General features: G+C 71.2%; 21 protein-coding genes and 1 pseudogene. 15 read left to right on the plus strand and 7 right to left on the minus strand.

Going from position 1 to position 25394, the window contains the following annotated elements:
- Positions 1-4: 4 nt before the first annotated feature.
- From QA634_RS05855 to QA634_RS05865, 3 genes are all read right to left on the minus strand, one after another.
- Positions 5-1327, minus strand: coding sequence for a selenium-binding protein SBP56-related protein (locus QA634_RS05855; RefSeq protein WP_012331071.1), 1323 nt, complete (start codon positions 1325-1327; stop codon positions 5-7).
- A 181-nt stretch (positions 1328-1508) separates the two neighbouring features.
- Positions 1509-2282: an alpha amylase C-terminal domain-containing protein gene (locus QA634_RS05860; RefSeq protein WP_283027330.1), complete on the minus strand. Its 774-nt coding sequence runs from the start codon at positions 2280-2282 to the stop codon at positions 1509-1511.
- Between the two features lie 246 nt (positions 2283-2528).
- Positions 2529-3452, minus strand: coding sequence for a hypothetical protein (locus tag QA634_RS05865; protein ID WP_283027331.1), 924 nt, complete (start codon positions 3450-3452; stop codon positions 2529-2531).
- 815 nt (positions 3453-4267) lie between these two features.
- Between QA634_RS05865 and QA634_RS05870 the strand changes: the two genes are divergently transcribed.
- The 6 genes and pseudogenes from QA634_RS05870 (at position 4268) to QA634_RS05895 (ending at position 10380) form a co-directional block, all read left to right on the plus strand.
- On the plus strand, positions 4268-4507 hold the full coding sequence (locus QA634_RS05870; RefSeq protein WP_012331073.1) for a hypothetical protein: 240 nt from the start codon (positions 4268-4270) through the stop codon (positions 4505-4507).
- A 424-nt stretch (positions 4508-4931) separates the two neighbouring features.
- Entirely contained in the window at positions 4932-7334 is a 2403-nt protein-coding gene (locus QA634_RS05875) for a TonB-dependent receptor (protein WP_283027319.1), read from the plus strand.
- Between the two features lie 3 nt (positions 7335-7337).
- Positions 7338-8021 (plus strand): Fe2+-dependent dioxygenase, encoded by a 684-nt coding sequence (locus tag QA634_RS05880; protein ID WP_012331074.1) that lies wholly within the window; start codon positions 7338-7340, stop codon positions 8019-8021.
- 17 nt (positions 8022-8038) lie between these two features.
- Positions 8039-9084: pseudogene (gene exbB / locus QA634_RS05885) on the plus strand (tonB-system energizer ExbB).
- Between the two features lie 13 nt (positions 9085-9097).
- Positions 9098-9571 (plus strand): TonB system transport protein ExbD, encoded by a 474-nt coding sequence (exbD, locus tag QA634_RS05890; RefSeq protein WP_012331076.1) that lies wholly within the window; start codon positions 9098-9100, stop codon positions 9569-9571.
- Positions 9568-10380: a TonB family protein gene (locus QA634_RS05895; protein WP_012331077.1), complete on the plus strand. Its 813-nt coding sequence runs from the start codon at positions 9568-9570 to the stop codon at positions 10378-10380. The genes exbD and QA634_RS05895 overlap by 4 nt, the downstream gene beginning before the upstream one ends.
- A 93-nt stretch (positions 10381-10473) precedes the next feature.
- Here QA634_RS05895 and QA634_RS05900 read toward each other — a convergent pair whose 3' ends face one another.
- Complete coding sequence (locus QA634_RS05900; protein ID WP_012331078.1) at positions 10474-10899, minus strand: DUF1810 domain-containing protein; 426 nt, start codon at positions 10897-10899, stop codon at positions 10474-10476.
- A 450-nt stretch (positions 10900-11349) separates the two neighbouring features.
- Here QA634_RS05900 and QA634_RS05905 point away from each other — a divergent pair, with 450 nt between their 5' ends.
- The 3 genes from QA634_RS05905 (at position 11350) to QA634_RS05915 (ending at position 15430) form a co-directional block, all read left to right on the plus strand.
- The gene (locus tag QA634_RS05905) at positions 11350-12957 is read left to right on the plus strand and encodes an adenylate/guanylate cyclase domain-containing protein (protein ID WP_283027333.1); all 1608 of its coding nucleotides are present in this window, start codon (positions 11350-11352) and stop codon (positions 12955-12957) included.
- A 219-nt stretch (positions 12958-13176) separates the two neighbouring features.
- The gene (locus tag QA634_RS05910) at positions 13177-13998 is read left to right on the plus strand and encodes a phosphatase PAP2 family protein (RefSeq protein ID WP_012331080.1); all 822 of its coding nucleotides are present in this window, start codon (positions 13177-13179) and stop codon (positions 13996-13998) included.
- Positions 13999-14065: 67 nt separating this feature from the next.
- The gene (locus tag QA634_RS05915) at positions 14066-15430 is read left to right on the plus strand and encodes a S8 family serine peptidase (RefSeq protein WP_012331081.1); all 1365 of its coding nucleotides are present in this window, start codon (positions 14066-14068) and stop codon (positions 15428-15430) included.
- Positions 15431-15587: 157 nt separating this feature from the next.
- Here the strand turns inward: QA634_RS05915 and QA634_RS05920 are convergent, their stop codons facing one another.
- Complete coding sequence (locus tag QA634_RS05920) at positions 15588-17087, minus strand: CoA-acylating methylmalonate-semialdehyde dehydrogenase (protein WP_012331082.1); 1500 nt, start codon at positions 17085-17087, stop codon at positions 15588-15590.
- A gap of 182 nt (positions 17088-17269) precedes the next feature.
- Between QA634_RS05920 and QA634_RS05925 the strand changes: the two genes are divergently transcribed.
- The 6 genes from QA634_RS05925 to QA634_RS05950 all read left to right on the plus strand — a co-directional run bounded on the left by QA634_RS05925 (position 17270) and on the right by QA634_RS05950 (position 22218).
- Positions 17270-18190, plus strand: a complete 921-nt coding sequence (locus QA634_RS05925; RefSeq protein WP_012331083.1) for a LysR family transcriptional regulator — start codon at positions 17270-17272, stop codon at positions 18188-18190.
- Between the two features lie 229 nt (positions 18191-18419).
- A complete protein-coding gene (locus QA634_RS05930) occupies positions 18420-19580 on the plus strand; it encodes a hypothetical protein (RefSeq protein ID WP_265576540.1) in 1161 nt (386 codons plus the stop codon).
- Between the two features lie 25 nt (positions 19581-19605).
- Positions 19606-19902: a hypothetical protein gene (locus tag QA634_RS05935; protein WP_012331085.1), complete on the plus strand. Its 297-nt coding sequence runs from the start codon at positions 19606-19608 to the stop codon at positions 19900-19902.
- 42 nt (positions 19903-19944) lie between these two features.
- Complete coding sequence (locus QA634_RS05940; protein WP_150108581.1) at positions 19945-20391, plus strand: hypothetical protein; 447 nt, start codon at positions 19945-19947, stop codon at positions 20389-20391.
- 169 nt (positions 20392-20560) lie between these two features.
- Positions 20561-21043 carry a hypothetical protein gene (locus QA634_RS05945; protein ID WP_283027334.1) on the plus strand — a complete coding sequence of 161 codons (483 nt, stop codon included), beginning with the start codon at positions 20561-20563 and terminating at the stop codon, positions 21041-21043.
- The gene (locus QA634_RS05950; protein ID WP_283027335.1) at positions 21040-22218 is read left to right on the plus strand and encodes a hypothetical protein; all 1179 of its coding nucleotides are present in this window, start codon (positions 21040-21042) and stop codon (positions 22216-22218) included. Before QA634_RS05945 ends, QA634_RS05950 begins: the two co-directional genes overlap by 4 nt.
- A gap of 192 nt (positions 22219-22410) precedes the next feature.
- Here QA634_RS05950 and QA634_RS05955 read toward each other — a convergent pair whose 3' ends face one another.
- Positions 22411-23373, minus strand: coding sequence for a type II secretion system F family protein (locus QA634_RS05955; protein WP_283027336.1), 963 nt, complete (start codon positions 23371-23373; stop codon positions 22411-22413).
- 250 nt (positions 23374-23623) lie between these two features.
- Positions 23624-25357 carry a GspE/PulE family protein gene (locus QA634_RS05960; protein WP_283027337.1) on the minus strand — a complete coding sequence of 578 codons (1734 nt, stop codon included), beginning with the start codon at positions 25355-25357 and terminating at the stop codon, positions 23624-23626.
- Positions 25358-25394: the final 37 nt, after the last annotated feature.

Consider the following 25394-nt stretch of genomic DNA (forward strand, 5'->3'; position numbering starts at 1 on the left):
GGGCTCAGTTCGTGGAGGGCGAGGCCGCCCCGAACGCCATCATGTGCGGGCGCCCGAGACGCTCGGCCGTGAAGTCGATCGCGAAGCGCGGCGTCAGCGCGGCGCCGTCCCAGGTATACGCCTTCAGGAACTGCTCGTTCTCGGCCCCCGTCTTGTCCCAGTTCGCCAGGAGCGAACTCGTGTAGTAGAGGCGTTTGCCGTCCCAGCTCTGCGAGACCATGTTGAGCTGCGCGCCGATCTTCTTCTCGTAGATCTGCCGCGGCCGGTGCGGGTCGGAGACGTCGAAGACGCGCGTGGTGCCGTCCATGAAGGTGTCCACGAACAGGGTGCGGTCGTCCGCCGAGAGGCTGATGTCGACCGGGAGCGGCAGCTTGGAGGGATCGCCGATATCGGCCACCGCCTCGGCCTTCCAGGTGCCGCGCTCATCCTCGTGGACGAGCCAGATCTTCGCCGTGAGGGCGGTCGAGGTGAAGGCGTAGGAGTGGTGCGGCCCCCAGGCCCAGCGGATCTCCAGGGGCACGCCCGGCACGTGCAGCACCGACCGGGGCTGCCGGGCGTGGAAATCCCACACGACCATGGTCTGGCCGAAGCGCTTCATGGCCTCGGCATCCGCCACGACCTCGGCGAGCGGGCGCATGTAGTTCTCGAGGCCCGTGAAGGACGAGGTCAGCATCACGTTGCGGCGCGGCAGCACGCGCGCGTCGTAGCCGTAGCCGTCGGCCCGGGCCTCGATCCGGGCGCCGTTCGGGGCCGCGTCGGTCGGCAGCCAGTGGGTCGCGATGTAGTCGCCGCCGTTGGAATACTCGACGAGGGCCGCCCGCCCGGTGCCGTCCCGGTTCGAGAGGCTCGGGATGAGCATGCGGCCCGGCAGCGCGTAGGCGCCGTGCGGGCCGGCCGCCCCGCCGCTCCTCTCGACGAAATCCTCGATCACCTTGACGAGGCGCGGCGTCCCGGGATCCGACGCGACGTCGAAGATGAAGATCTTGCTGTCGGACAGCCCGGCCGCCCAGAACTGGCGGCGGTCGTCGGTGAAGCCGCCGTGATGGGCCTCGTGCCGGCCGCCCACCGAGGCCGCGTGGATCGGCTTGCCGAAGGTCGGCGAGCCCTCGCGCGCGTCGACAGTGACGAGCTTGTCCGAGCCGTCGCCGAGCCCCTCGACGCCGAGCGTCCAGACGTAGACGAAATCCTCGACGCCGGTGATCTTGGCCATGTAGGGCGACTGGCAGGTCTCGTCGGCGAGGGCCGGCCCCGTCGCCAGCAGAAGGGCGGCGGCGCCCGCGCGCCACGCCGCGCGCACGCCGGACGGTCCCGAGTGGATCCTGCTCATGGATCTCTCCTCCCCGCCCCCTGCCCGCGCCGACATCCTCCCGCCTCGACCGGCCCGGACGGGGCGGCGGGGAGCGGGATCGTGGCGACACCTGTTGCGATCATGCTTCGCCAATTCGGCGGGGGTGTCAATCACGCGACCCGGGCCGCCGGGATCTCCCCGGCCCGGGCCCGCGGACCGCTCACGGGTCCTCCTTGACGAAGACCACGACGGCGTTGGCCGGCAGGACCACCGCCGCCGAGTGCGGCAGTCCGTGCAGCGGCGGGCCGCCCGCCTCGATCGCGCCGGAATTGCCGGCGACCGCCGGATTGACCCAGCCGTCGTAGACGTCGCTGTTGAAGGCCTCGCGCCACGTCCCGCCCCGCGGGAACCCGAGGGCGTAGCCGTGCCGCGTGGCCTCCGCCAAGCTCGCGGCGACGACCACGTCCCGCCCCTGGCCCGGCAGCCAGCGATGATACGCGATGACGCGGTTGAGATTGTGGACGTGGAAGACGTTGATCTCGCCGCGGGTCAGCGCCGGCTGCGCCCGGCGCAGGCCGATCAGCTCGCGCGTGAAGCGCAGGAAATCCGCCATCGCCCGGTCCTGCCGCAGGCCGTCCCACCAGATGCGGTGGTCGGGATCGTCGGGGGAATCGCTCCAGAGCTTGTCCTCCAGGAACTCCTGACCCATGAACAGGAGCGGGATGCCGGGGCCGGTGAGGAGCAGGCCCGTCGCGACCCGCGAGCGGCTGCGCGCGTACCACGAGCGCGCGTTCGACGGATCGGCGGCGGCCGGGACGCGCGGGCGCCGGTCCTTCGCCTCGTGGGCGACGAGCAGGACGTCGTGGTTCTCCAGCATCTGGACCGCGCGCCAGCGCTGCGGGAGGCCGTTCCACGCCGCCAGGGCCTGCGCGACCGGGTCGAGGTTCACGTCCGCGTCGCGCCCGCCCGCCGCCTGGGCGAGCGCCTGCCGCACGCTCGCGCAGGCCCGCGTGCCAGACGAGGTCGAAGCCCGCGCCGCCCTCCGCCGCCGGGCGCACGCAGGCGGCCTGATCGGGCGCCCAGTACTCCGCGACCTGCACGGCCGAGGGCTTGGCGCCGCGCAGGGCCGCCGTCAGGTCCTGGCAGAAGGACCAGCCGCCGAACGCGTCGATGACGCTCACCTCGTCGTAGCGCAGCCCGTCGACGTGGAATTCCCGGGCCAGGAACACGGCATTGTCGATCAGGAACCGGCGCACCGGGGCGTTCCAGTACGCGAAGACGAGGCCGCCCGCCCAGCCCCGGTCCGTGAAGTAGAGGCTGTCGTTGTTGTTGCCCTGCGGGACCCGGTCGAAGAAGTACAGGCTCTCGTCGCCGAAATCACCGCCCGCGTGATTGTAGACGACGTCGAACAGCACCGCGATGCCGTGGACGTGCAGCAGGTCGACGAACAGGCGCAGCTGCCCGGCGGCGTCCCGGATGTCGGCCGCCGCCACGGGGCGTGGCCGCGCGCGGCCAGGAGGGCGTTGGCGCGCCGCAGGGAGGGGCCGAGTTCGGCCTCCGGCACCGCATAGGTAAATTCCGGCGAGAAATAGTCGGTGCCGTTGTAGCCGAGGCTGAAGGCGGTCGGGAATTCCACGATCGGCAGCGGCTGCACGGCCGTGACGCCGAGCTCGGCGAGGTAGGGGATCCGGTCGATCGCGTCCAGGAAGGTGGCGACCCGGCCCTGGCGCCGGTCCGCCCCCGCCGCGTCGACGGCGAAGAAGGTCCCGACATGGAGCTGGTAGATGATCAGGTCCTCGTAGGCCGGCGGGCGGAACCCCGCATCGTGCCAGGGATAGGCCGCCGGATCGGTCACCACGCAGTTCCAGTCCGGGGCGACGATCTCGCGCGCGTGAGGGTCGCGCTTGTATCCCCGCGAGCCCGGCCCGTCGACGTAGAACTTGTACTGCGCGCCCGCGCCGACGCCCGGTACGAAGCCGGCCCAGCAGCCGGAGGGATCGCGCACCAGCCGCTGCGCCTCCGCGCGAGGAGACCAGCCGTTGAACGAGCCGGTCACCCACACGCCGAGGGCGCGCGGGGCCCAGCACCGGAAAGTGCAGCCGCCGGGCCTCGCCGTGGCGCCCATCGGCGTGTCGGGACCGATGTGAGTCTGGCTGGCGGGCATGGGACCGTCCTCGCTTCGCTCGCCTCCCCCGATTCGGTCGCGTGCCGCCGTGTTCGGCGGTCATGCCGAATTCCTCTCACGCACACGCTCAGTGTCTCGCCCCGCTCGGGGCCGGAAGATCGCGCACGCCGCACGACAACCCGCATTCAACAGGCGGATGCGGCGAAGCGGATGGACTACGCAAGACAAGGATGTCTGTAACTCCCTTATAGGCGAAGCGCCTCGATTGAGAAGGCCGATGATCCGGCCGCGTCGGAAATTTCGGTCGGCGTTCCGGCCGGACAAATCCGGGCGGATCTGGCGCCGCGACGGTCTCTGCCGGCCCGATCGCTGGCGGGCGGCGACCTTCCTCAGCTTTCGACCGGGAGAATGTCCGCGTCGCGCTCGCCCTCGTCCCGCCTCGCCCGACGGGCGTTCCCCCTCCGCCCGGCCGGGAACCGGCCGCGGGGCGGCGCCCGGCCCGGGCGGCTGCCAAGAGCGGCTGCCAAGAGCGGCTGCCAAGAGCGGCTGCCAAGAGCGGCTGCCAAGAGCGGCTGCCAAGAGTAGCAGCCAAGAGTACCAGCCAAGAGCAGCGGCAGACGAGTCGCGGGAATGCGGCGTCACCGGGGCTGCGACGCCCTCGCTCGCCCTGATTTATTCTCATTCAAATCTGTGCGGCGGCGCGAGATGGGGGTTTCATCTTGCGCGACCGGCCCGGCTCCCGGTAGCTGGGCCGGAACAGGGGCTGCCCCGCCCCGGTGCGCGGGAGCGCCCCCGGGGCGCCCGGCCACGGGGTCCGCGCCGGAGCGCCGGCCCCTCGCGCGAGGATGCCACGGATGGACGAACTGAACGGACGGATGCTCGGCGTGCAGATCCTTCTCACCGGCGTCATCGCCCGGATGGCCGGCGAGACGCGCGACCCGGTGGGGTTCCTCAGCGAATTCCGCGACGAGATCCGGGCGGTGGTCGGGGGCGTGCGCATCGCGGGCGCCGCCGACGAGGGGCGGGTGCGGGCGAGCGCCCTGGCGGCCGTCGACGAGCTGTTCGCCCTGATGAAGCCCCCGAGCCGGGAATGAGGGCGCTCGACCGGAGTGCGGGCCGTCATCCCGCCCGTTTCGGGAAAGGTTCGGGTTGTTGCTGCCTTGCAACAATACAACCTTAAATGGCAATCTTTCAGCGGATCCGGCCCCGGCGCCCTCCCGGCGACGCAGCAAGGCCCTGATCGCACAAGGGGAAATCTCGACGCCAGCGAGATCCGCAGATCATTCTTGGAAAAAGTCTAATCAGGGACTCTACCTCTGCGTTAGATCGCTGCGATTGCTATAATATTCCTTATTATAATTCCAAACTACGGCGATTGACTGGAAAATTATCCTGCCTTTTTTAGCTTTCATGTCCGGCCCGAGGCGTGGCGCGGCATCCATACAGGGGGCACCATCCGTGAAGCGGCCGAAGCCAGTTCCGCATCTCCGGCGTCGGGCCGGTCACAGCCATCCGACGATGCTGGCGGATCCGAAGGGCGCGGTCGGCGTGGCGTGCGCGGTCGCCGTGGGGTCGGTCGGGACCGCCCAGGCCCAGCAGGCGCCGGCCGCGGCGCTGCCCCCGCTCAACGTCGATGCCCCGATCGTCCGGCCGCGCCCGCCGGCCCCGCAGCCGACCAAGGCGCAGGTGAAGGCCCGCACGGCCCTGCGCCAGGTCGTGCGCGCCCGGCAGGTGGCGGCGCCGCCCGTCGCGGCGCCCGCGCCCAGCCCCGCCGCGGGCGGCGCCGCGGCCCTGGCGCAGCTCGACGTGGGCGGCAGCCCCTACGCGGACCCGGCCGCGCCCTACAAGGCGGACCGCCTCGCCTCCAACCGCTTCACGCAGCCGATCCTGAACACGCCGAAATCGATCACCGTGGTGACGCGGGAGGTCCTCAACGACAAGAACGCGACGAGCTTCCGCGACCTCGCGCGCACCACCGCGGGCGTGACGCTCGGCACCGGCGAGGGCGGCAACGCCTTCGGGGACCGGTTCTTCATCCGCGGCTTCGACGCGCGCAACGACGTCTTCATCGACGGCATCCGCGACCCGTCGGTCAGCGTGCGCGAGAACTTCTTCACCGAGCAGATCGAGATCCTGCGGGGGCCCGCCTCGACCTTCGCGGGCCGCGGCACCGCGGGCGGCGCCGTCAACATCGTCACCAAGCAGGCGGGCTTCGCGGATTTCGTCAGGGGCGAGGGGCAGCTCGGCACTGACGCGACCCGGCGCGTCACCCTCGACGTCAACCAGGTGATCAGCCCGGCCCTGGCCGTGCGTGTGAACGGCCTCTACCAGGAGGCCGGCGTCGCGGGCCGCAACTCCGTCTACGACGACCGCGCCGGCGCCGCGGTGGCCGTGACCCTGAAGCCGGCCGACGGCTGGACCTTCACGGCGAACTACTTCCACACGGACCTGGACAGTCTCCCGGATTTCGGCGTGCCCTTCAACGTGCGGGTGCGCCGGCCCTTTACCGAGAGCATCGTCCCGCGGGACACCTATTACGGCTTCGTCAACCGCGACTTCTACCGCGTCCAGCAGGATACCGGCACCCTGACGGCCGAGTACGCGCCGTCCGACGGCATCAAGCTGAGCAACCGCTTCCGCGCCGCGCATTCCGTGCTCGACTACGTCGGCACCCTGCCCCAGGCGCCGGTGATCCCGGCCAACGGCAACCTCGCCGGCACGACCCTGACCTTGAGCCCGCAGAGCCGCTACCAGACCGTCGACGTCGTGGCGGACGTCGCCGACGCGACCTTCAAGTTCGCGACCGGGCCGATCCTGCACACGGCCGTGATCGGCAGCGAGATCAGCCGCGAGAATGTCGGCCGCGACACCTATGCGGGGCTGCGCTCGGAACTGTCGAGCGCCGGAACCGGCGGCACCTTCACGGGCACCGGCAGCCTGACCGGCGTCAACATCCTGGCGCCGCCCAACCTCCTGCCCTTCGCCCGCAAGCCCTACCGGGCCGGCAACCCGACCACCATCCCGGTCGACACCAAGGCGGCCTACCTGATCGAGACCGCCAATTACGAGGACGTCGTCCTCCTGAACGGCGGCGTCCGCTACGACGATTACAACGTCTCCTCGACGAGCGGCACCAGCACGGTGCGGGCGCATTCGGGCCTGCTGAACTACAATGTCGGCCTGACGGTGAAGCCGCAGCCGTTCCTGAGCCTCTACGGGGCCTACGCGACCTCGTCGAACCCGGTCGGGGCCGAGCTCGACGCGTCGAGCTCGGCCTATGGCGGCCTCAGCCCGACCGCGACCGTCAACCAAGTGTTCGGGCCGGAGCTGAACACCGCCGAGGAGGTGGGCGTCAAGGCGGAGCTGTTCGACCGCCACCTGCTCGCGACCGCGGCCCTGTTCCGCACCACGAAGGAGAATGCCCGCGAGACCGTCGGCACGGGCGCGGCCGCCACCATCGTGGCGGACGCGGCCTACCGCGTGGAGGGCGTCGACCTCGAACTCGCCGGCAAGATCACCGACCGCTGGAGCGTCTTCGGCGGCTACGTGATCATGGACACCAAGGTCACCAAGAGCGCCAATCCGGCCACCATCGGCTACCGGCTCGCCAACATCGCCCACCGCTCCTTCAGCATGCTGACCAAGTACAAGGTCACGAACTGGCTCGAATTCGGCCTGCAGGCGGTCAACAATTCCCGCATCTCCGGCGGCACGCTCGCCTCCAACAACAACGTGCTGCCCTCCTACTGGCGCTTCGACGCCTTCCTGGAGGCGAAGGTCAGCGAGAACCTGACCGTGAAGCTGTACGGTCAGAACCTGTTCGACCGGAAGTACTACGACGCCTTCTATCGCAGCGACGCGCCCTTCACCTTCATCGCCCCGGGCCGCAGCGTCTACCTCATCGCGCAGGCGAAGTTCTGAATCATGCTGGTCTGCATCCCGGAGGTCCTGAGCAAGGACGAGGTCGCCGAGTTCCGCCGCATCATGGACGCGGCGGAGTGGGAGGACGGCCGCGCCACGGCCGGCGCGCAATCGGCGCTCGTGAAGCGCAACGAGCAATTGCCGCCCGACGGCGAGGTGGCGCGCCAGCTCGGCGCGCGGGTCGTGCGGGCCCTGCTCGCCAACCCGCACTTCGTCTCGGCGGCGATCCCGCTCCAGATCTTCCCGCCGCTCTTCAACCGCTACGGCGAGGGGCACCATTTCGGGATGCACGTCGACAACGCCGTGCGGGGCGATCCCCTGACGGGGCTGCGCATCCGGACCGACCTGTCCGTGACGCTGTTCCTGGCCGAGCCCGACGAGTACGACGGCGGCGAATTGGTGGCCGAGGACTATTACGGCACGCAGGAGGTGAAGCTGCCGGCCGGGGACCTCGTCCTCTACCCGTCCTCCAGCCTGCACCGGGTCACCCCGGTGACCCGCGGCACCCGGGTGGCCTCGTTCTTCTGGCTGCAGAGCATGGTCCGCAGCCCGCAGGCGCGCAGCCTGATCTACGACCTCGACGGCGCCATCCAGGGTCTCGCGGCGGAGCTGGGCCAGGATCACGCCGAAGTCGTCAGGCTGGCGGGGATCTACCACAACCTGATCCGCACATGGGCCGAGGTATGAGGGCGAGGGACGAGAGGATGAGGGGCAGAGATCCGAGGGAGCGCGCCGCGCCGCGCCGGCGGCGGGCGTCCGCGGCCTTCCGCGCCGGGCTCGGCGCGTGGCTGATCCTGGCCCTGCTCGGCCTCGCCGGCGCCCCGGGGCGGGCGCAGCCGCAGGGCGCCGCCGCGCCGCCCGACGCGGCCGCGCCCGCTCCGGCGGCCGCGCCCGCTTCGGTGGCCGCGCCCGCTTCGGCGGCTGCGCCCGCTTCGGTGGCCGCGCCCGCTTCGGCGGCGCCGGCCGAGGCGCCGCCCGCGGCCGCCGAACCGGCCCGCGCGCCGCAGGCGGACCGGGCGGAGCCCGCCGCCCGGCCGGCCGCCGCGGCGCCGCAGATCCACGACCTGTCGCCCTGGGCGATGTTCCTGAATGCCGACATCCTGGTGAAGATCGTGATGTCCGGGCTCGCCCTCGCCTCGGTGGTGACCTGGACGATCCTGGCCGCCAAGACGGTCGAGCTCGGCCTGGCGCGGCGCGGCCTCGGCCGGGCCCTCGGCCGCGTCGCCGGCGCGGGCAGCCTCGCCGAGGCCGAGCGGGAGCTCGGCGGGCGCGACACCGTGCTCGACCGGCTCGTGGCGGCCATCCTCGACGAGGTGCGGATCTCGCGCGGCCTCGGCGAGGGCATCAAGGAGCGCGCCGCCTCCGCTGCGCGGAGATCGTGAAGGCGGAGGGCCGCACCGCCCGCCGCGGCATGGGCGCGCTGGCGACGATCGGCGCCATCTCGCCCTTCGTCGGGCTGTTCGGCACCGTCTGGGGCATCATGAACAGCTTCATCGGGATCGCGAGGGCCCAGACCACCAACCTCGCCGTGGTGGCGCCCGGGATCGCCGAGGCGCTGCTCGCCACCGCCATCGGCCTCGCCGCGGCGATCCCGGCGGTGATCGTCTACAACCACTTCGCGCGGGCGACGCGCGGCTACGGCGAGCTCGTCCAGCGGGCCTCCGGGGCCGCCCAGCGCCTGCTGTCGCGGGATCTCGACCGCGACGGCGAGGCCGGGCGGCGCCTGTCGCTCGCCCGCGCGGCCGAGTAGCCGGGAGGCCCCGATGGCGGTCGCACTGGGCGGCGACGAGGACGACGGCGACGATTTCGGCGAGGCGCACGAGATCAACGTCACCCCGTTCATCGACGTGATGCTCGTCCTCCTGATCATCTTCATGGTGGCCGCGCCGCTCTCGACGGTCGACCTGCCGATCGACCTGCCCTCGTCGAGCGCCCTGCCGCAGAAGAAGCCCGACAAGCCGACCTACGTGACGATCAAGGCGGATCTCGCGGTGGCGATCGGCGAGACGCCGGTCAAGCGGGTCGACCTCGCGCGCACCCTCGACGGGCAGGGCGACGGGCGAAAGGACCGGCGCATCTTCCTGCGCGCCGACCGCGCCGTGCCCTACGGCGAGATGATGGACGTGCTGGAGATCCTGCGCGCCGGCGGCTACCTCAAGGTGGCCCTCGTCGCGCTGGAGGGAGCGCCCGGCGCGGATGCGAGGGGGGCCGGCGGCGCGCCCCCCGCGCCGCGATGACCGGACCGGCTCGCGGCGAGGCCGCGATCGGGCGGGTGGGGCGGACGGCCTGGCCGATCTGGCTCGCGGCCGGCGCCTTCGTGCTGGCGCTGCACGCGAGCGGCCTCGTCCTCGCCCTCGGCGCGGCGGTGCCCGACGAGTCCGACGACCTCGGCGCGAGCGCGCTGGAGATCGGCCTGGAGATGGCCGCGCCGCGCCGCGAGCCCTCCGACCTGCCGCCCGGCCCCGAGGCGGAGGAGGCCGCGGCCGCGCAGGCCATGGTCCAGCAGCAGGCGACCGAGACTCCGACCGAGCTGCCGAAGGCCGTGCCGACCGAGGCGGAGGATCCCGACCGGATCGTCTCGCCCGACGCGACGCGCAAGCCGCAGGAGGACAAGCCCGAGGTCAAGCGGACGGAGACGAGCGCCTCGCAGGACTCCGTCGCCTCGGAGGCGGCCGCCGTCCCGACCTCCGAGACGATGCGGGAGGCGCCGCGCTCGACCGCCCCGGTGCTGGGAACGGGCGAGAGCGCGCGGCGCGCCCGGGTGACCTGGCAGAAGCAGCTCCTCGCCCATCTCGACCGGCACAAGCGCTACCCGAGCGGCGCCGCCCAGGCGACCGGCCAGGTGACGGTGACCTTCGTGCTCGACCGCCTCGGCCGCGTCGCCTCGGCCTCCGTCAGCGCGGGATCGGGCGACGCGGCGCTCGACCGCGCGGCCCTGGCGATGATGCAGCGCGCCGATCCGGTCCCGCCGCCGCCGCCCCTCGTGGCCGACGAGGGCCTCACCTTCGCGATCCCGGTCGTGTTCCGGGCGAAGAAGGGCAAGTGAGGAGAAGGGCACCTGAGGGCGGGACCGCGCGCCCCGCGCCCGTGCGGGCCCGCGCGGCCGCACCGCAGGGGGAGATCCGGGAAGGAGGGCCCCTCACAGCCCCAGTCGCTCGAGGGTGCGCGGATCCTCCCGGCCGCCGTAATAGAGGTCGAGGGCCGCGCGGAACCCCGGCTCGGTCGGCGCCGCGCGGGAGAACAGCGTCATGCTGGAGCGGAACTTCATGTCGTCCGGGGAGCCGAACAGGTCCTGCGCCGTGCAGCCGGTCAGCGCGGTCGCGGCCGCGGTGCAGCGGCGCAGCCGCTCGCCCAGCAGGGGATGGGCGAGGTAGGCCCGGGCCTCCGGCAGACCGCCGATGGCGTAGCGCTGCGCCATGGCGCTGGATCCGAGCCCCGCGACCTGCGGGAAGATGAACCACATCCAGTGGCTCCGCTTGCGCCCGGCCGTCAGCTCGCGCAGGGCCTGATCGTAGGTGCCGCGCTGCGCGGCGACGAACCGCGCGAGATCGTAGGGATCGTCCATGCCGGGCCTCCGGTGCGGAGCGGCGCCGCGATCCCGCGCGCCGCGACACCCCGGGCCAACCCGCGAGGGCCCCCCGGCGATCCGCCGCCCGCCCGGCCGGACGCGGTCTCCGGTTCGCGCGCCCCGCCGGGAGGGGCCGGACAGCCGCGCGGCGAGGTCCCCGCCGATCCCCTTGCCACCAGTTTCGCCACGGCCCGCAGGATCAGTGTCACGACATTTCTCGTTACCCAAGATGTCGTTCCCTGCAAGGACGCCCGCTCGGCCGCGATGTCCCGCAATTGCGACCCCGATCGACTCGCACGGTTGCGGTCCTGTTCGTGCCTCGACGGTGCGGACCGGGCCGGGCGGCTGCTCCCCAGCGGTGACCGACTATGGTAAGGAGCGGCGATTGCCCGCGATGCACTGCTCCATCGGGATCGCTCGTTTCGAATGGCCAATGGGGAGCCACGGATGGCCGACACGGGGGATCCGGCTGGGCCGGCCGAGGGGATCGCCCGCAGCACGCTCGCGATCCTGGCGGCCGACGTGGTGGGCTACTCGCGGTTGGCCGAGATCGCCGAGGAGGACACCCACACCCGGCTGCGCGCGCTCCGGGTCCGCACCATCGATCCCTGCGTCGTCTCCTTCCGGGGCCGCATCGTCAAGAACACCGGCGACGGCCTGATCGCGTCCTTCGACTCGCCGCTCGACGCGGTCGCCTGCGCGATCCAGCTGCAGGACGAGGTCGCCGCCACCGAGCGCGCCCAGCCGGGCGAGCGCAGGATCCGGTTCCGGATCGGCGTCAACGTCGCCTCCACGATCGTCGATTCCGGCGACGTGTTCGGCCGCGGCGTCAACATCGCGGCGCGCCTGCAGGAGATGGCGCCGCCGGGCGGCATCATCATCTCCAAGCCCGTCTTCGACGCGGTCGCGCCGCGCGCGCGGATCAAGGCGGTCGATCTCGGCCCGACCCACCTCAAGAACATGGCGACGCCGGTGCGCGCCTATTCGGTGCTGGGGCACCAGCCCGACACCGACCCGGCGGCGCGGCCGCTGCGCCGGCTGAAGGCCAAGGTTCCGTCGATCGCCGTGCTGCCCTTCCGCACCGAGGGGCGCGAGGCCGGCTCCGACTACATCGGCATGGGACTGGCCAACGACCTGATCGTGGCGCTGCAGAGCGTGCGCGGGCTGCTGGTCATCTCGCGCAGCTCCACCCTGCCCTACCAGGGCCGGGGCGTCGACCGCAGGCGGGTCAGCCGGGAACTCGGCGTGCGCTACGTGCTCAGCGGGTCCGTGGCGGTCAACGGGGCGAGGCTGCGGATCAACGCCAGCCTCGCCGACCAGGAGACCGGCGTCGTGATCTGGGCCGACCGCTACGACGGGTCGACGGCCGACATCTTCGCGCTGCAGAGCCGCATCGCCACCCGCATCCTGTGGAGCATCGCCCCCCACGTCCGCGAGGCCGAATTGAAGCGCGCGCTGCGCAAGCGCTCCGAGAACCGGAACGCCTACGAACTCGTGCTGCAGGCGGTCGACGCCATGTACCTCATGCGCAGTCCCGAATTCCCGAAGGCCCGCGAACTCCTGCAGGACGCGATGCGGGCGGACGAGACCTACGCCACCTCCTTCGCGTACGCGGCCCTCTGGCACATCCACAACGTGGCGCAGGGCTGGGCCGCCGACGTCGGCTCCGAGGCCGAGGAGGCCACGCGCCTCGCGGTCGCCGCCATCGAGCGCGACCCGGCGGACGGCTTCGCGCTCGCGGTCTACGGCCACACCAAGGCGCTCTTCTTCCGCGAATACGCCAACGCGATGCTGATCTTCGAGCGTGCCCTCGAAGCCTCGCCCGGCAACGCGATGGCCTGGACGCTCAGCAGCGGCGTCTACGGCTATGTCGGACAAGGGGAGGCTGCCGTCACCCGTGCGGAGCAGGGGCTGCGTATTTCCCCAGTCGACGTGCAATCATACTTCTATCTCATGTTTCTTGGTCAGGCTCATTATCTCAGTAGAAACTACGAAGAGGCGCTGATCTGGGCGCAAAAACCTTTTTGCTCAATCCGAGGCTCTGCGCAAATTTGAGGATTCTTGCGGCAACACTGGTTGCTCTGGAGAGAATTCCGGAAGCCAATCTTGCCGCCCGGGCGATCCTCTCGGTGCAGCCGGCTTTTCGCCTGAGAGCTTACGCGGCAAGGTGTCCTTTTTCAGGAATTCTGCTAGAAGAATTCATCGACAGGCTGGAGCGGGCCGGGCTGCCGCACGCATGACCGGAGCCGGCCCCCGGGCGGATCGGAGGGGGTAATGGGAGGCAACTGGTTCGACGCGCTGGGCGGCAACTGGATCAGCCCCATGGGCGGCAACTGGGTCGACGCGGCGGCCTCGCCCGGCCCGCAGGTCTTCGCCATGCGGGCCGACCGGCCGCTGGCGGAGATCCCGGTTCAGGCCGACCTCACCGCCACCTTCCGGGCCTCCGAATGGGATCCCGACCTGATCGCGCTCGCCATCCTGCCGCAATTCATGAAGGCGAAGGTCGGCACCAAGACCTGGGACGCCGCGATCGCGCTGCCGGCGCCGGCCGCCATCACCCAGCCGATGATCGACGACCTCCTGCTCCTGGCGATCACCGAGCGGCCGGACGCGCTCCCGGAGATCGTCCAGCAGCACCAGAACTTCCAGACCTGCTGGCTGCAGCTGCTGAACATCAGCAGGGCCTCCCATCCGCAGACCTACCTGCTGATGAAGCTGATCGCGCGGTGCGGCGAACTGGCCATGATGGTGCTGAAGCTGCGCCACCCGGCGCGGCCGCGGCCGTCCCAGGTCTGCCCGACGCTCTACCCCCCGGTGCCGGTCCCGGGCCACTCCTCCTACCCGGCCGGCCACGCCCTGATCGGGAGCTTCACCTCCGCCTGCCTGGCGGAACTCTTCCCGCCCCCAGCCCAGGCCCAGGCCCAGGCCCTGACCGCGCTGGCCGCGCGGGTCGGCTTCAACCGCGTCATCGCGGGCCTGCACTTCCGCCAGGACGTGGATGTCGGCCTCGACGTCGGCCTGCAGCTGAAGCCCTTCATCAAGCAGTGCCAGCTCTACAAGGACACGCTGGCGGCGGCGCAGGCGGAATGGGCCTGAGCCCGCAGCGCCGAAGCGGTCGCCGCTTCGGCGCAGGAGGCTCTCGCGGCGAAGAGGGGAGGCGTCCGTGGCGCGCAATGTCCCGCATTCCGGGTTCCGTCGCGTTCTCTGGGAGAGGCCGAGCGATCCGGCCCTGGTGCGGGCCGCCGAGAGCGTGGCGGCGCGCGAGCCGCCCGACCGCTGGCTGGACGCCTACCGGGTTCCGGACGGGGTGAGGCTCGACCGCGCGTTCGGGGCGATCCCGATCGGCCCGGGAGCGGGGGCGCGGGAGATCTCCCCCCTGTCCCTCGACCCGCGCCGGTCGGAGCGGTTCCTGGTGCGCGCCATCATCCCGGTGCCCGGCTCCGGCGAGATCCCCGCCACGCTCGACGGCGGCGCGGTCTCTTCCGACGCCGAGGTCGGCACCACCCTGACCTGCGGCAGCAGCCGGGCGGTCGGGACCGAGGCGGACGTGCGGACGCGGCTCGACACCGCCCTGCTCGCCCAGAACGGGCTCGACGGCAGCGGCGTCGCGATCGCCATCGTGGATGGCGGCATCTCCCTGGCGCGGCTCGCCGCGCGGCTCGGCACGCCGCCGCTCCTCGACGCCGGCCAGTCCTGGTCGCCCACGACCATCGTCTCCGTGCCGGGCAGGCACCGGGTCGGGCACGGCACGATGTGCGCCTTCGACGCGCTGATCGCGGCGCCGAAGGCCACCCTGCTCGACGTGCCCGCCCTCGCCGCCCGCTCGGCCGGCGATCACTCGGCGGCCGGGACGGTCGGGGCGGCGATCCAGGCCTACTGGTTCCTGATCACCCGCTGGCTGCTCACCGGGCCGCCGGCCGGCCTCGCGGCGCTCGTGGTGAGCAACAGCTGGGGCATCTACCACCCGAGCCTCGACTTCCCCCAGGGCCATCCGGGCCGCTACGTCGACAACCCGAACCATCCGTTCCGGTTCTACGTCCGCGCCCTGACGCAGAGCGGCACCGACGTCGTGTTCGCGGGCTCGAATTGCGGGCCCGAATGCCCGGCGGCCCCGTGCCTGCAGCGGGTGCAGGGCGCGATCATGGGCGCCAACGCCTATCCGGAGGTGCTCACGCTGGCCGCCTGCACGACCGCCGGGGACCGGCTGGGCTACTCCGCCAAGGGTCCGTCGATCGCCGGGATGACGCCGCAGAAGCCGGACGTGACGGCCTACAGCCACTTCCTCGGCTCGCTCAGCCGGAGCCGGTTCACGCCCGACGGCGGGACCTCGGCGGCCTGCGCGGTCGCCGCCGGCTGCGTCGCGGCGCTCCGCACCCGGGCGAAGCCGGCCACCACCTCCGCCGCCGCGATGGCGCAGGTCCTGCGCGCGACCGCCCTCCAGACCGGGCCCCCGGGGTGGAACGCCGAGCGCGGCCACGGCGTCCTGCGGCCCGTCGAGGCGGGCCGCAGCCTGGGGCTGATCCCCTGACCCGGCCGCGGGCCGGGCGACCCCGGCCCCGCCTGATCCCAGCGGTCATGGGACATGACCGGCGGGTCCGTTCTCGACTCGTCGCCGAGCTGCCGGCTTGGGGCGCGCAATCGAGAGGGTCGACGGCCCGGTGCGTCGGCATCCCGGGCCGTCGGGATCACTGCATGGTGGGCATCACGAAGTCGGCCCCCGCCCGGATGCCGGTCGGCCAGCGGGTCGTGATCGTCTTGAGGCGGGTGTAGAACCGGACGCCCTCCGGCCCGTGCATGTGGTGGTCGCCGAACAGCGACGCCTTCCAGCCGCCGAAGGAGTGGAAGGCCATCGGGACCGGGATCGGCACGTTGATGCCGACCATCCCGACCTCGATCTGGTGGGCGAATTCCCGCGCGGCGTCGCCGTCCCGGGTGAAGATCGCCGTGCCGTTGCCGAATTCGTGCGCGTTGATGAGCTCCGCCGCCGTGGCGTAATCGGGGACGCGGGCCACGGCGAGCACCGGCCCGAAGATCTCCTCCTTGTAGATCCGCATCTCGGGCGTGACGCGGTCGAACAGCGTGCCGCCGACGAAGAAGCCGTTCTCGTAGCCCTGGAGCGTCAGGCCGCGCCCGTCGACGAGGAGCTCGGCGCCCTCGGCGACGCCCTGGTCGATGTAGCCGCGCACCTTGTCGAGGTGCTGGCGCGTGACGAGCGGCCCCATCTCGGCCTCCGGATCGGTGCCGGGGCCGACCTTCAGCGCGCGCACCTTCGGGACCAGCCGCGCGATCAGCGCGTCGGCGGTCTTCTCGCCCACCGGCATCGCCACCGAGACCGCCATGCAGCGCTCGCCCGCCGAGCCGTAGGCGGCGCCCATCAGCGCGTCGACCGCCTGGTCGAGGTCGGCGTCCGGCATGATGATCATGTGGTTCTTGGCGCCGCCGAGCGCCTGGGCGCGCTTCCCCTGGCTCGTCGCGGTCGCGTAGATGTGGCGGGCGATCGGGGTCGAGCCGACGAAGCTCACCGCGTTCACGCCGGGGCTGAGCAGGAGCGCGTCGACCGCCTCCTTGTCGCCCTGCACCACCGAGAAGACGCCGTCGGGCAGGCCCGCCTCCCGCAGCCACTCGGCGAGCAGCAGGGCGGCGGAGGGATCGCGCTCGGAGGGCTTCAGGATGAAGCAGTTCCCGCAGGCCAGGGCGACCGGGAACATCCACATCGGCACCATGGCCGGGAAGTTGAAGGGCGTGATGCCGGCCACCACGCCGAGCGGCTGGCGCAGGGAGTGGGAATCGACCCGGGTGCCGACATTCTCGGTCACCTCGCCCTTGAGGAGCTGCGGCGCGCCGGTGGCGAATTCCACCACCTCCATGCCGCGCAGGATCTCGCCCTTGGCGTCGGAGAGCACCTTGCCGTGCTCGGCGGTGATCACGGCGGCGAGCGCGTCGGCGCGCGCCTCCAGGAGGCCGAGGAACCGGTTGAGGATGCGGGCGCGGCGCAGGGGCGGGGTGGCCGCCCAGGCCGGGAAGGCCGCCCGGGCGCTCGCCACCGCCGCCTCGACCTCGTCGCGGCTCGCGAGCGCCACCGCGCCGGTCTGCTCGCCGGTGGCCGGGTTGAAGACGGGCGCCGTCCGGCCCGAGCGGCCCGGCACGCGGGCGCCGTTCACGAAGTGGTCGATCGGGGAGATCATGGCGGGGGTGCCTTCCTGTCCGGCCCGCTCCGGGCCGCCTGTTGACGGGCTGTTCTGGGCCGACAAAAATCGCGGCTCAATGGCAGATCCCGCCCAACCGTTGTGCGGAGTTTCGCGCCCCTGGGGGGCACGCCCGTGCGGGTCGCGCCCGGACGGGTGGTGCCCGTGAGCCGGGAGCGCCGATGAACTGGGACCACCTGCAGGTCTTCCTGGCGGTCGCCCGCTCCGGCCAGATGCTGGAGGCCGGCCGCCGGCTCGGCCTCAACCACGCCACGGTGGCGCGCCGGATCGAGGGGCTGGAGGCGGCGCTCGGCGCCACGCTGTTCCACCGCCGGCCGCACGGCTCCGTGCTGACCGAGGCGGGCGAGGGCCTCGTGCCGGTGGCCGAGCGGATCGAGGCCGAGGTGCTCGCCGCGACCGCGCGGCTGCGGGCGCAGGAGGCCGAGCCGACCGGCACGGTGCGGATCGGGGCGCCGGACGGGCTCGGCAACCTCTTCCTCGCCCGGGAACTCGGCCGGCTCGCCCGCCGCCACGCGGGGCTGATCATCGAGCTCGTGCCGCTGCCGCGCTCCTTCTCGCTGTCGCGGCGGGAGGCGGACCTCGCCATCGGCCTCGACCGGCCCAGCCACGGGCGGCTGATCCTGTCGAAGCTCTCCGATTACAGCCTCGGCCTCTACGCGGCGCGCGACTACCTCGACCAGGCGGGCGCGCCGGCCGGCGAGGCGGACCTGGCCGCCCACCCGGCGGTGATCGGCCTCGACGACTACGCCTACGCCTCGGCCCTCGACTACGCGGCCTTCCTGCAGGACCGGGCGCGGCGGGTCTTCCGCTGCGCCGGGGCGGTCGGGCAGCTCGAAGCGGTGCGGGCCGGGGCGGGCATCGGCATCCTGCACGATTTCGCGGCCGCCGGCTGCCCGGACCTCGTGCGGGTCCTGCCCGGGATCCAGTTCCGGCGGACCTACTGGCTGATGTCGCATCCCGACAGCCACGAGGCGCGCCGGGTCGCCGCCTGCCGGGACTTCATCACCCGGCGCTTCCGGGAGGAGCGCGACCGCTTCCTGCCGCGCCGGTCCGCCGGCCCGGTCCCGCCGGACGCGCCCTGACCAGGCGCAGCGCTGCCGAGGCCGGTCTCCGCCGCTCGGGTTCTCCGCCTCTCGGGTTCTCCCCCTCTCGGGTTCTCCGCCGCTCGGGTTCTCGGCCTTTCGGGTTTTCCGCCTTTCGCTGCCGCGCCCATCCGGCAGGCGCGCGCGGCCCGGCGCCCGCCCGAGGGAGGTCGGCCCACCCCAATCCTGCCCGTCGCGGCCCTACGAGCAAACCGGGCCCGGCGAGGTCATGGCCTTCACCCGTGATCATTTCCTACAACAACCACTTGCGGAGGCGGCCTTTCGCAGGCATCCTGTGCAACCACAGATGGCCAGTAATGATGCCGCTTTTCTCAAATCCTCGATGACGGAGGGCGTGGTGGCTGGCGATATGGATTTTCAAGAGTCGGTAGTATTTCACGCGGTGCGAGGACCCGACGCGCAACCACATCTTTCTCCGCAAGGGCGCGCCTTGCCGGTGCTCCAACAATATGGACGTATTGCGATTACGTTGGGAGATGTCGGCGTGACGTCGCCGATCAACGAGGAGAATTTGTATGAAACTGAGAGGCTGGGGCTCGATGCGTTTCGCCTTCGGAGCGAGCAATCCTACAGGAAGGCCAAGGCGAACCGGCCCGCGAACGCGCTGACCTGGGGCGGGGATGGCCCGCGCGCGCCGCTCGACAAGGGCGACCTCGAACGTTCGTTCGATCCGCCGCCCGGAGCCCCGGCGGCTTACAGGCTGATCGGCCGCGTGGCGGCCGGTCTCGTCATCGTCTCCGGCCCCGGAGCGCTCGCGTTCACGCAAGCCGAACGGACCAAGATCGTCGCCGAAGTCCAGAACGCCCATGCTTGGCTAAGCTCGCAAAGTCCTGCGAAGGACGTCACGTTCGTACCGATCATCAATCAGGTTGACGTGACCGCCGCCGACAATCCGCAAGGTGGCAGCTATGAGAGCCAGGAGCAGTTTTGGCGGGATGAGGCGCTCTCCCAGCTTGGTCACGACGCGGGGACGGCCGGTATCGCACAATTTTTGCAAAGCATGCGCCAGAGCGTGGCGGCGGATTATTATTACTGCGCGTTCTTTGTAAAGTATACGACTTTTCATTTTGCCTATGCGCATCCTGAGAGCGCGTACCTTGTTCTCAACTACTACAACGACAGCTGGGGGGCCGACAATATCGACCGTGTTTTTGCGCGCGAGTCCTGCCACATCTTTGGTGCGCCGGATGAGTATGCGTTGGCGCGGTGCGAGTGCGGCGGCTCCTGGGGCGTCTTCGGGCGCCCCAACATCAATTGTGAAAGCTGTGCTCCGAGCGGCGGCGAGCCCTGTTTGATGAAGGCAAACACTTGGTCGATGTGCGCCATGACACCATATCACGTTGGCTACAACGGGTTGCCGGCCGTGTAGCGGCCGCACCGCGGAGGGCCGAACGATGAATGAGCTGCTTCTCATCAAGGCGCCCGATCCATCGGAGACTTTCGAAAAGCTGAACTCGAAAGTCACGATCCTGCAATCATTCTCGCCGCGTCTCCATGAGGTCGAGGGCTCTTCGGACGATGTCGCGGGAGCCGCGACGCTGCCGGGGGTGGTCGCCGGGGCGGCCGTCCAGCATTCGGACCTGTCACAATCGGAAAAGCTTGCGGTCGATGCGTGGCGCTTGCGCCTGAAGGGAAAAGCGCGGCCTTACGAAGGAATGAATTGGGGCTCGGACGGCTTCGATCCGCCGTAGGTGGAGAGCCATTTGCGGCAGGTGGCACAATGCGGGGCGGCCATGAATCGCTTGGTTGTCGTGACATCGGTTTGGCTTGCGTGGATCAGCTTCGCCAGCTTTGTCCTTGGCTCCATCACGACGTATTATGTACAATGGAAGGCGGCCGACGCCGCAAAGAAGGCCAGCGAAGCCGCGAACGGGGCGGTTCAGCGCGCCGCGCCGGCGGGCGGCCCACCGGGCGCGCTGCCGGCCAACGCTCCCACGATCGGCGATCTTTCGGAGCTCTTCAAAGCGATCACGGGGGCGCTCGACGTCGTGGTCAAGGCGGGTCCGGGCTTGGCCGGGCTCATCGCATCGATCCTGTTCCTTGGGGTGGGCTGCTGGGCCTCGACCGAGCCGGACCCGCGAACATGCACCATTAACAAAGACACCGTGATCAGCATCAAAGACAATAAACTGACTGAACCAGTGATCGTCGCATGCAAATCTGATTCCGCAAAGAGATAATTGTTCGATGTGCGATCTAGTTCGCACAGGTGTGAAAAATTGCACTATGAGAGCTTACGGTCCGAGCTAAGATATAGTCTGTAGTCAAATCGCCATATATTTCCGGTAGAACTGTAGAGTCGGTCTCACTCAGGCCTCGTTGATATCCTCTAAAACTTGGAGACTTCCGATGCGCAGGCTCGAAGGCCGATCGATGTACATCGTGCGCCTGATGAACGTCATGGCTGCGAGTGGAGGCGTGGATCCATTCGTGCAGCGTTGCACCGACGCGCATCTCGCCTCCATATGGATCCGGATGGGCTATGGAAGGCGGATCGATCCCAATCTCCGGCATCCTGACTTTTCGCAGCTTCATAAGAAATTGACCGGTGCCGGCATCCAGATCTGGGGCTGGCACGTGCCGCGCTGTCCGAACGTGGAGATTGCCCAGCAGGAAGCCGAACTCGTCGTCGGCTGGGCGCGGGACTTCACCTTGGCTGGCGTTCTCCTGGATGCGGAGCAGGGCGACCGCTTCTTTCAAGGGGGCGGGGATGAAGCGGCAGCTTATGTCCGCCAAGTGGAAACCGGGTTGAGCGCCCTGGGAGCAGGCCTCGCCCTCTCGAGCCACGATGCGCCGAGATTTTTCCGAACTTTCCGTTCCCACGCTTCTTGAGCCAAGTCAGCGATAATTGCCCACAAGTTTACTACACGAAGGAGGTTTCCGGAAGATTGAATCGGTCAATTCAGCAATACAAGGCCCTCGAACTCTCGCGAGCGTTTGCTGACCGTTACAAGCCGGTCGGTAACATCACGATTCGCGGCGACGTTGCGCATGAGAGCACGGCTGCTTGCCTGGAGAGGGCGGCGGCGTTCGTCGATCTCGTGACCGAGCAGGGGTTCAAGGCCTACGGTTTCTGGTGCGCTGACGAGGCGCCGGACGAGATATGGCAGTTCCTGAAGGGAAAGGACGTGTTTCCGGCAGCCATTCGCCCCGCTGCTGCGGCTCCTCTCGCCGCAGCGGCTCCTCCCGCGGCCGCGGCTCCTTCGATCAGCGAGGGCGAACTCGACTCGTTTGCGGACGACGTGCGCACCTTGCAGGCTCTCGCCGAGGACGACCAGCGTGAATTCTACGATACGGTGCTCGCATCCCAGATCGAGGAATTTGCACTGCGCGCACGGGATGCCGCCGACGATGCGACGCTCATGCGCTGGCTCCAGATCCAGTCGCTCACGGCGCACTTCGTCACGGAGGGCGTCGCCGACGTCACCTTCGACCTCTGGCGGCGCTCGGACGATCACCTGAACAGCATCGTCGCGACGCTGCCCCCGGAGGCGCGCAGCCGCATCAGGTTTCTGTTCCAGGAATTTGCCGATACGGGAGAGGCGTCGCCGCCGGGCGTGTTGTCGGCGCCGCTCGGCCCGCGCGCGTTCGAGGCGCCGGATCTCGGAGAGGACGGTGTTCTGGCGGCCTTCACCGGAACGGGTACGTTCACGAGCGCCCGAGGCTTTCCCGTCGTGAGCGGCACGCTCGCCGTGCTCGATCCCGACCGGGGCCAGGTGGTCACGTTCACGGCCAATTCGGGCGGCGGAGCCCGCGGCTCCCGCGCCACCTACGGTCCCACGCCCCCGGCATCTACCGCGTCAGCAACCATCGCCCCAATCGCACGACGGCCGGAATGGTTCTGGAAGGCGTCGGATTCTCATTCGATCTCGATCCAACCGCTGGGACACCGGTCTATGGCCGCAGTCTGTTCCGAATTCATCCGGACGGCGGCGCGCCGCAGACCAATGGCTGCATCGGCGTGCGCGAGCACGCAGGCCGGTTGCGCGACGTGGAAAACCTCTTGAACGCCAATCTTCGGGCGAATGGCGGCCGATTCAAGCTAACGGTCAAGCATCAGCTGTGAGGGCGGCAAAAATCTCTCGCGCCCCTTGCGACGCCGGCGGCCGCTGGCGTCGGCAGAGGTGCCGCGGCGGAGCGGCCATCGCAACCGGCCGCCCCGCCGGCCGGACGGGCGCACCGCCCCGACCCGCCCTCCCCTACTGCACCAGCTGCCCGACGCTCAGGATCGCGTTCATCACCGAGACGATGAGCCCGCCGATGAGGCCGCCGATCGCCACCGTCACGAGCGGCGTGAACAGGGCGAGCAGCCGGTCGATGCGCTCGCGCACCTGCGCCTCGTGCATCGCGGCGGCGTGGAGCAGGACCGGGCCGAGCCGGTTCACCTGCTCGCCGCTGGCGATCAGGGTCAGGGTCGAGGGCGCGTAGTCGCGCAGGGCCGCGAGGCCCGCGGCGAGCCCGCCGCCCTCGGTCAGGCAGCGCGCCGCGTGGTCGAGGGCCGCCCGGACGACCGCGTTGCGCGGCAGCGGGCGGGCGGCCGCCACGGCGTCGGGGATCGGCACCTGCGCGGTCACGAGCGTGCCCAGCACCCGGCAGATCCGCCCGAGCTCGATGCCGATCATGATCCCGCCGATCACCGGGAGCCGCAGGGCGAGCCGGCTGCGCACCCGCGCGAAGCCCCGGTCCGACCAGATTGCCGCCAGCGCGAGGCAGGCCGCGCCGGCGCCGGCGAGGAGCGCCACCCACCACGCGGCCAGGAACGCGCCGAGCCCCGCCGCCGCGCGGATCGCGAGGGGCGGCGGCCGGCCGCTGCCCTCGAAGAGCGGCAGCAGCGCCGGCACCAGCACCCCGATCACCATGCCGAGCGTGCCGAGCCCCATCAGGATCAGCAGCGCCGGGTAGATCATCGCCGAGGCGAGGTGCCGGCGCACCGCGTCGCGCCGCTCCAGGGAGGCGGTCAGGGTCGCCACCACCTCGCCGAGCGTGCCGGTCGCCTCGCCCGCCCGCAGCCCGTCCACCATCTCGCGCGGGAAGGCCTGCGGGTGGGCCGCCATCGCCCGCGACAGGGAGGCGCCCGCGAGCACGCGCTGGAGCACGTCCGCCAGCACCGGCCGGAGCGCGCCGGGGCTCTGGCGCTCCACGAGGCGCAGCGCCCGGTCCACCGTGAGCCCGGCGCCGAGCAGGGTGCCGAACTCCTTCAGGAAGGCGATGCGGGCCGCGTCCGAGACCCGGTCGCGCCCGAACAGGTCGCGCGCCCAGAAGGGCTTCTCGCCCGGGCCGGCCGGCCCGATCTCGAAGACCTGCAGCCCCTCCGCCCGGAGCTGCGCCAGCGCCCGGGCCTCCCCTCCGCCTCGACCCGGCCGCTCCGCTGGCGCCCGTCGGGCGCGAAGGCGCGGTAGTGGAAGACCATCATCAGACCAGCCCCTCGAAGACGCGCCCGACCTCCTCCAGGGTCGTGTCCCCGGACAGGACGCGGGCGCGGGCGCTCTGGGCCAGGCTGGTGAGGCCCGCCGCCTCGGCGGCCCGGGTCAGGCTCTGCTCGTCGGCCCGGTCGGCGACGAGCCCGCGCAGGGTGGCGTCGAGCGTCATGATCTCCGACACCACCATGCGCCCGCGATAGCCGGTGCCGTTGCAGGCCGGGCAGCCGCCGGCGCGGCGCAGGGTGAGCGGCGCCCCCGCCGGCACGCCGAGGCGCAGCCGCTCCTGCGCGGTCGCGGGCGCCGCCTCGGCGCAGGCGGCGCAGACCCGCCGCACGAGGCGCTGCGCCACCACCCCGTTGAGGGTCGCGGCGATCAGGAAGGGCTCGACCCCCATGTCGACGAGGCGCGTCACCGTGGCGGGGGCCGAGTTGGTGTGGAGCGTCGAGATCACGAGGTGGCCGGTGAGCGCCGCCTGCACGGCGACGCGGGCGGTCTCGCCGTCGCGGATCTCGCCGACCATGACCACGTCCGGATCCTGGCGCAGGATCGCCCGCAGGGCCGTCGCGAAGTCGAGCCCGATGCCGGGATGCACCTGGACCTGGTTGACGCCCGCCATCCGGTACTCGACCGGGTCCTCGACCGTGACCACCTTGACCTGCGGGCTCGCGACCCGCCGCAGCGCCCCGTAGAGCGTGGTGGTCTTGCCGCTGCCGGTCGGGCCGGTGACGAGGACGAGGCCGTTCGGCCGGCGGATCATCGCCTCGATCCGCGCGATGGCCGGGGCGTCGAAGCCGAGCCCGGCGAAATCGTCGACCCGGCGCGAGCCGTCGAGGACGCGCATCACCACGCTCTCGCCGTGGGCGGTCGGCAGGGTCGAGATGCGGATGTCGACGTCCTGGCCGCGATCCGCCACCCTCATGCGGCCGTCCTGGGGCAGGCGCCGCTCGGCGATGTTGAGCCCGGACAGGATCTTGATGCGGGTCGTGAGCGGCAGCTGCACGCTGCGGGCGAGGCGCTCGGCCTCGACCAGCACGCCGTCGATCCGGTAGCGGACGCGCACCTCCGCCTCCTCGGCCTCCAGGTGGATGTCGGAGGCCTGGAGCTCGAAGGCCTTGCGCACGAGGCGGGCGGCGAGCCGCACGATCGGCGCCTGGCTCGCCACGTCCTGCAGGCGGGCGAGGTCGTCGTCGAGCCCCTCGCCCGCCTCCGCCTCGCCGGCATCGCCGTAGACGGCCCGGTGCAGGCGCTCGAAGGCGCTCGGCCCGACGAGGCGCGGGGCGACCCGGCGGTCGGTGAGGTGGGCGAGGGCGGCGGGGATCTCCGGATCGAGCGCGTCGACGAGCCCGACCGCGAGGGTCTCCGCATCCGCCGCGAGGGGCAGCACCCGGGCCCGGGCGCAGTACTCGGCGGTGATCAGCTCCGGCAGGACCGGCTCGGCCGGCAGGTCCTCCTCGCGCAGGATCGGCAGGCCGGTCGCCTCGGCGAGCGCCGTGACCAGTGTGGTCTCGTGGACGAGGCCGAGTTCGGTCAGCAGCACCGGGAGCGGGCGGCGGCCCGGCAGGTCGAGGGCGGCGAGCGCGCGCTCCAGGCCGGCCGCGTCGAGCACCTGCATGCCCGCGAGGTCGTGGAGGAGCCGGCGGGCGGGGTCGGCTCCGTCTCGGTCGGCGCCGCGCCGGTCCGGCCGGGGCCGCCGCGGCCGCGTCTTGCCGGTCCAGATCGTCAGCATGCGGCCTCCTGCCCGAGAGGAAGCGGCCCGTCCGGCC

Origin of the sequence: Methylobacterium sp. CB376, assembly GCF_029714205.1 — a bacterium.
GTDB lineage: Bacteria > Pseudomonadota > Alphaproteobacteria > Rhizobiales > Beijerinckiaceae > Methylobacterium.